General features: G+C 74.8%; 5 protein-coding genes. All 5 read left to right on the forward strand.

Annotated features, from left to right (window positions below):
- Positions 1–74 precede the first annotated feature (74 nt).
- The 5 genes from ACFUEL_RS36750 (at position 75) to trpA (ending at position 3,741) form a co-directional block, all read left to right on the forward strand.
- Positions 75–521, forward strand: coding sequence for a DUF2752 domain-containing protein (locus tag ACFUEL_RS36750; RefSeq protein WP_380242086.1), 447 nt, complete (start codon positions 75–77; stop codon positions 519–521).
- Positions 522–673: 152 nt separating this feature from the next.
- Positions 674–1,486: an indole-3-glycerol phosphate synthase TrpC gene (gene trpC, locus ACFUEL_RS36755; protein ID WP_030914412.1), complete on the forward strand. Its 813-nt coding sequence runs from the start codon at positions 674–676 to the stop codon at positions 1,484–1,486.
- 75 nt (positions 1,487–1,561) lie between these two features.
- Complete coding sequence (locus tag ACFUEL_RS36760; RefSeq protein WP_380242089.1) at positions 1,562–1,645, forward strand: hypothetical protein; 84 nt, start codon at positions 1,562–1,564, stop codon at positions 1,643–1,645.
- A 52-nt stretch (positions 1,646–1,697) separates the two neighbouring features.
- Positions 1,698–2,930 carry a tryptophan synthase subunit beta gene (gene trpB / locus ACFUEL_RS36765; protein ID WP_380242091.1) on the forward strand — a complete coding sequence of 411 codons (1,233 nt, stop codon included), beginning with the start codon at positions 1,698–1,700 and terminating at the stop codon, positions 2,928–2,930.
- A gap of 1 nt (position 2,931) precedes the next feature.
- Complete coding sequence (gene trpA / locus ACFUEL_RS36770) at positions 2,932–3,741, forward strand: tryptophan synthase subunit alpha (RefSeq protein WP_380242088.1); 810 nt, start codon at positions 2,932–2,934, stop codon at positions 3,739–3,741.
- Positions 3,742–3,777 lie beyond the last annotated feature (36 nt).

Here is a 3,777-nt window from a genome sequence, read left to right on the forward strand (position 1 = left end):
CGGCGGGCCTGGGGCCCGCCGTCCGGCGTTTCGGTCCGGGGGGTGCGCGGCCGGGCGGGGGCACAATCGTCCCCGTGAACGCTCCCGCCGCTCCGCAGCCGGCCGTCCCGTCCTCCGCCGGGGGGCGGCTGGTCCGTCCGCTGGCCGCGCTGGCCGCGGTGGCGCTGCCCACGGCCTTCGTCGGGGTGGTGGATCCGAACGCGCCGGGGCACTACCCGGTGTGTCCGGTGCTGGAGGCGACCGGCTGGTGGTGCCCGGGGTGCGGCGGGTTGCGCTGCGTGCACGCGCTGACCAGGGGGGACGTGCTGACGGCGGCGCACGACAACCTGGTGGTGACGGTGCTGGCGGCGGCCCTGGCGGTGCTGTGGCTGGGCTGGGTGGTGCGGGCGGTGCGCGGCCGGCCGGGGTGGCGGCCGCGGTGGACGGCCCGGCGGGTGGGGGCGCTGGTGGTGCTGGTGCTGCTGTTCGGGGTGCTGCGGAACCTGCCGGTCGGTGCGGTGCTGGCCCCGCCGGGGGCGTGAACGGGGCGCGCGCCGTGTCCGGCGGGGGTCCGCCGTTCGAGACGCGCGCCGGGCGGATGCGGAGTGCGCCCCCCGCGCCCGATACCATCGAAGTGCCGGGGCAGCGCTCGACGCCCCCGGCCTCACCACCGAAACACGATGGGGGCGCACGCGTGACTGTGCTCGACGAGATCATCGACGGGGTCCGGCAGGACCTCGCCGAGCGACAGGCCCGGGTCTCCCTGGACGAGCTCAAGGAGCTCGCCGCCAAGGCGCCCGAGGCGAAGGACGGCGTGGCCGCGCTGCGCGGCGACGGCGTCCGGGTGATCTGCGAGGTCAAGCGCTCCAGCCCGTCCAAGGGCGCACTGGCGGCGATCGCCGACCCGGCCGCGCTGGCGGTCGACTACGCGGCCGGCGGTGCCGCCGCGATCAGCGTGCTCACCGAGCAGCGCCGCTTCGGCGGTTCGCTGGCCGACCTGGACGCGGTGCGTGCGGCGGTGCCCACCCCGGTCCTGCGCAAGGACTTCATCGTCACCGCCTACCAGCTGTGGGAGGCCCGTGCGCACGGCGCGGACCTGGCGCTGCTGATCGTGGCCGCGCTGGAGCAGCCGGCCCTGGTCTCGCTGATCGAGCGGGCCGAGTCGATCGGGCTGACCCCGCTGGTCGAGGTGCACGACGAGGAGGAGATCGCCCGCGCGGTGGACGCCGGCGCGCGGATCATCGGCGTCAACGCCCGCAACCTGAAGACCCTCGAGGTCGACCGGAACACCTTCGGCAACGTGGTGGACGCCATCCCGGCGCACGTCGTGAAGGTCGCCGAGTCGGGCGTGCGCGGGCCGCACGACCTGATCACCTACGCCAACCAGGGCGCCGACGCGGTGCTGGTCGGCGAGTCCCTGGTCACCGGCCGGGACCCGAAGGCCGCGGTCGCCGACCTGGTCGCCGCCGGGGCGCACCCGGCGCTGCGCAACAACGGGCGGGGCTGAGCCTCCGCCGTGTCGATCGCCACCCGTCTCGCCCCCGGCTGCCGCCCGCGCGGCTGCCGCGCGCCCGCACGCCGGGTGCTGGGGCGGCGGGTGCGGTACGTGATCGGCTGCGAGCCCGGACAGGTTCCCGGACGCCGATGGCGCGGCCCCCGCGGCTGACCGTTCGCCGCGCGTTCCACGTCCACGCCGTCAATCCTTCATCCGAGGACGGATCATGTCCGAGCACTACCTTCCGGGCGCCCAGGTGCCCGACGCACGCGGTTACTTCGGCGCCTACGGCGGCCGCTTCATCCCGGAGGCGCTGGTCGCCGCCGTGGAGCAGGTCGCCGAGGAGTACGAGAAGGCCAAGAACGACCCGGCGTTCGCCGCCGAGCTGGACGTCCTGCTCAAGGACTACACCGGCCGGCCGAGCCCGCTGACCGACGTCCACCGGTTCTCCGCGGAGGCCGGCGGGGCGCGGGTCCTGCTCAAGCGCGAGGACCTCAACCACACCGGCTCGCACAAGATCAACAACGTGCTGGGTCAGGCGCTGCTGACCCGCCGGATGGGCAAGACCCGGATCATCGCCGAGACCGGCGCCGGCCAGCACGGCGTGGCCACCGCCACCGCCTGCGCGCTGTTCGGCTTCGACTGCACCATCTACATGGGCGAGGTCGACACCGAGCGCCAGGCGCTGAACGTGGCCCGGATGCGGATGCTGGGCGCCGAGGTGATCCCGGTGAAGTCCGGCAGCCGCACCCTGAAGGACGCCATCAACGAGGCGTTCCGCGACTGGGTCGCCAACGTGGACTCCACCCACTACCTGTTCGGCACGGTGGCCGGCCCGCACCCGTTCCCGATGATGGTGCGCGACTTCCACCGGGTCATCGGCGTCGAGGCCCGGCAGCAGGTGCTGGACCGCACCGGGAGGCTCCCGGACGCGGTGGTGGCCTGCGTCGGCGGCGGCTCCAACGCGATGGGCATCTTCCACGAGTTCATCCCGGACGCGGACGTCCGGCTGATCGGCTGCGAGGCGGCCGGCGAGGGCGCCGAGACCCCCAAGCACGCGGCCACCCTGACCAAGGGCGACCCGGGCGTGCTGCACGGCTCGCGCACCTACGTGCTGCAGGACGAGGACGGCCAGACCATCGAGTCGCACTCGATCTCGGCCGGCCTGGACTACCCGGGCGTCGGCCCGGAGCACGCCTGGCTGAAGGACACCGGACGGGCCGAGTACCGCCCGGTGACCGACGCGCAGGCGATGGAGGCGCTGCGGCTGCTGTCCCGCACCGAGGGCATCATCCCGGCGATCGAGTCCGCGCACGCGCTGGCCGGCGCGCTCGAACTCGGCCGCGAGCTCGGCCCGGAGGCGACGATCCTGGTCTCGCTCTCCGGCCGCGGGGACAAGGACATGCACACCGCCGCCGAGTACTTCGGCCTCTACGACGCCGAGGGGACCAACTGACATGGCCGACACCAAGCTCACCACCGCCCTGGCGGCCGCGAAGGCCGAGGGCCGGGCGGCCCTGATCGGCTACCTGCCGGCCGGCTTCCCGACCGTGGACGGCGGCATCGCCGCGATCAACGCCCTGATCGAGGGCGGCTGCGACGTCGTCGAGGTCGGCCTGCCGCACTCGGACCCGGTGCTGGACGGCGCGGTCATCCAGACCGCCGACGACATCGCGCTGCGCGGCGGCGTGAAGATCAAGGACGTGCTGCGCACCGTCGCCGAGGTCGCGGCGGCCCACCCGGCCGTGCCGGTCCTGGTGATGACGTACTGGAACCCGGTGGACCGCTACGGCACCGCCCGGTTCGCCGCCGACCTGGCCGCGGCCGGGGGAGCGGGCTGCATCCTGCCGGACCTGCCGGTGGAGGAGTCCGAGGAGTGGCGCAAGGCCGCCGCCGAGCACGGCCTGGACACCGTGTTCGTGGTCGCCCCGTCCTCCAGGGACCACCGGCTGGCCGAGGTCACCGCGGCCGGGTCCGGCTTCGTGTACGCGGCCGCCGTGATGGGCGTGACCGGCACCCGGGCCGCGGTCGGCAACCTGGCCGAGGACCTGGTGGCCCGCACCCGCGCCACCACCGAGCTGCCGGTCTGCGTCGGCCTGGGCGTCTCCAACGCCGACCAGGCGGCCGAGGTCGCCGCCTTCGCGGACGGCGTGATCGTCGGCTCGGCGTTCGTCCAGCGGCTGCTGGACGCCGAGCAGTTGGCGGACGGCACGGCCGCGGTCCGGGCGCTCGCGGGCGAGCTGGCGCGGGGCGTCCGCCGGAAGTAGCACGACATGTCCCGGGGCCGCCCGGGGAGCGACCTG

Source organism: Kitasatospora sp. NPDC057198, from assembly GCF_042670125.1.
Lineage (GTDB): Bacteria > Actinomycetota > Actinomycetes > Streptomycetales > Streptomycetaceae > Kitasatospora.